The sequence below is a fragment of the Acinetobacter sp. MF4640 genome (genome assembly GCF_002018895.1).
GTDB lineage: Bacteria > Pseudomonadota > Gammaproteobacteria > Pseudomonadales > Moraxellaceae > Acinetobacter > Acinetobacter johnsonii.
Genome location: NZ_MVOM01000109.1, coordinates 1 through 2,574, shown reverse-complemented (window position 1 = coordinate 2,574; position 2,574 = coordinate 1). Strand labels below are relative to the sequence as shown.

Genomic DNA, 2,574 nt, shown 5'->3' with positions numbered 1-2,574 from the left:
GAGATCCATGCACGTGTAGCAGTCCTTAACAGATTTACGGAATTAGGTCGACCACTTACCCAAGTTACGCCTTAAATTTGGCTCAATTAGGGGCGCTTTGCATTTCAAATCTTTGTGCAACAAAGCCGATCTCAACTATAGTTAAAAACGCAAGTGAGCCTTTAAAAAATAGCTTCTACTCCAAAAATCTGACAGTCATGCCTTTGCGAACAATTTTAGATAAATTATTTGCGTCCCAATTGGTCAATCGAATACACCCATGCGAAGCTGTTTTAGAAATTAAAGCGGGGTTGGGTGTCCCATGAATTCCAAAAGAAGGTCGAGATAAACCAATCCAAATATTTCCAACTGGATTATTCGGTCCGGGCGGTAAACTAAGAGGTTTAAGATTTTTGCCTTGAATAAAATTCTTAGGGTTATAGCTGTAGTGTGGATTTGGCACAATGCTCCCAATCACATGAGTGCCAGATGGTGAGGGATTATCTTCACTACCAATGGTTGCAGGAAAAGAAGCAATCATCTTATTTTGTTGATCAAGCAAATATAATTGTTTTGAGCCTTTGTGCGCGATAATCATTTTTATATTTTTTGGCAACGTGTTTTTCACATTTGCCACAATAATCTTTTCACCAACTTTATTAAAAGTTGCACCTGAATTTATTTTTTGTAAAAACAATTCATCCATATGAAACTTTTCACCCAGCATCTCAGTCACACGGGTGTAATACAAACCTCGCATCTTTGATTGTTCAGCATAATCTAAAGGAATAGATTGAGCATAAGGCCCCTTCAAGTCTTGTGCAGTAATCGTGTATTCAATAAATGTTGGTTGGGTTGTATCTTCATTTAAAAGATGCCAAGTATTTGCGTCTAAGATTCCATCACCACTTAGACCCTTCATAATTTGAAAAGCTGAAATCGCTTTAACAGTATTTAAGCCCAATGAACCATCAATCGCCCCTGAAGATGAATAGTGGCGACTCAACAGGACTTGTAACTTTGAGTAAACAGGAAGATAGCCTTTTTCAAGATTGTCTGACCATTCAGCTTTATTTAGATTATCTAAAGACCATGTGCTGGGTTGATTTAACAATGCCAAATTGTTCTGATCATTAGTTGAAATACTAGGTAGGCTGTGCGGTTCTCGTGCGTTTGCATAAGTTGAAAAAATACAGATATTACTCAAGCAAATAATTAAGAAACGACTCAACATAGTAGCTAATCCCAAGGTAAAACGATTTATCAAAATGACAAAACCAATATTTTAAATAAAGTTAAATAAATGCGCCTTTGTAACAATTTTAGTTAAAAAATGCCAACTTAAGCAGGTAAATGTATATGGACTGTAACACTAATATTGTATATTAATTAACTAAACTAGGATGATTTCGTGTCCGCGCTAAATAAATTTAGCCATATAGGCATAAATAATTGATATGGCTAAACATTTAAATTGAGGTAAAGTTATAAATGAATACAACAGTAAAAGTAATCTCGGTTGACGGTGATGTTTGGCGCTTTTCCAATACAAATAAAAAATTAATTCTAAAAAAAGGGGCGAAACTTCAGGCAAAGGATGTATTGCATCTTTCTGAAGAAAGCAATGTCGTATTGCAGCTTTCAAATGGTCGTGTAGTCGAAATACACGGCAAAGATTTAATCAATAACGATGGTAATTTCAGTCTTAATTCCTTACTGGTCGAGTCAAATTCAGATATCGACAAAATTGTAAATTTTGCAAAATCATTTCAGCAAATGAATGAATCTGAACAACAAAATGATGTTGTTCGCTTAGACGACGGTCGCGTATTCAAAAAAGAAGGTAAGGACTACGTTGAAATTGCAGGGGAGTCTTTTGATGAAGATCCTGATGTAACGCAAGGTGGTCATCGTTTTGTTCAACTTACTCGTGCGGGCGAAACATCTGTCGCCGATGGCATCAAACCTTTAATGTTGAACCGAGTGGTAGATAATATTCCGCCTTTAGGAATTGAGTACCCAATATTACCTTCAGTTATCAAACCATTTGAGCATGGTTTGGGTGGTGGTAGTTGGACACCTTTGTCGCCATTTGCACCTACACTAAACACACCACCTGTTGCAAGCGATGACACGCACAACACCGCATTCAACACGCCAGTGACCTTAAACCCATTGGCAAATGATACCGATGCAGATGGCAACCCATTGACCATCACCGCGATCAATGGCGTGACCTTGACCCCGGGCACCGCCCAACAAATCAACACCCCGAACGGTATCGTGAACATTGATGCCCAAGGCACCATTACCTTCACCCCGAACACAGGCTTTAGCGGTCAAGAAAGCTTCAACTACAGCATCAGCGATGGCCAAGGTGGCAGCTCAACAGCAACTGAAACCATCAACGTTGCAGCAGCACCAAACACACCACCTGTTGCAAGCGATGACACGTACAACACCGCATACAACACGCCAGTGACCTTAAACCCATTGGCAAATGATACCGATGCAGATGGCAACCCATTGACCATCACCGCGATCAATGGCGTGACCTTGTCCCCGGGCACCGCCCAACAAATCAACACCCCGAAC

Annotated in this window: 2 protein-coding genes; one reads left to right on the top strand and one right to left on the bottom strand. The window is 39.7% G+C overall.

Features of this window, described 5'->3' with window-relative positions; genetic code table 11:
* Nucleotides 1-175: 175 nt before the first annotated feature.
* Nucleotides 176-1,213, bottom strand: coding sequence for a L,D-transpeptidase family protein (locus tag MF4640_RS18510; protein WP_078390481.1), 1,038 nt, complete (start codon nucleotides 1,211-1,213; stop codon nucleotides 176-178).
* A 257-nt stretch (nucleotides 1,214-1,470) separates the two neighbouring features.
* Here MF4640_RS18510 and MF4640_RS18505 point away from each other — a divergent pair.
* Nucleotides 1,471-2,574: Ig-like domain-containing protein (locus MF4640_RS18505; RefSeq protein WP_171263922.1), on the top strand; the 1,104-nt coding region annotated here is incomplete at its 3' end.

Excerpts from the sequence above, each read along its gene's own strand:
- MF4640_RS18510 (WP_078390481.1), bottom strand. The coding sequence starts at position 1,213 with ATGTTGAGTCGTTTCTTAATTATTTGCTTGAGTAATATCTGTATTTTT.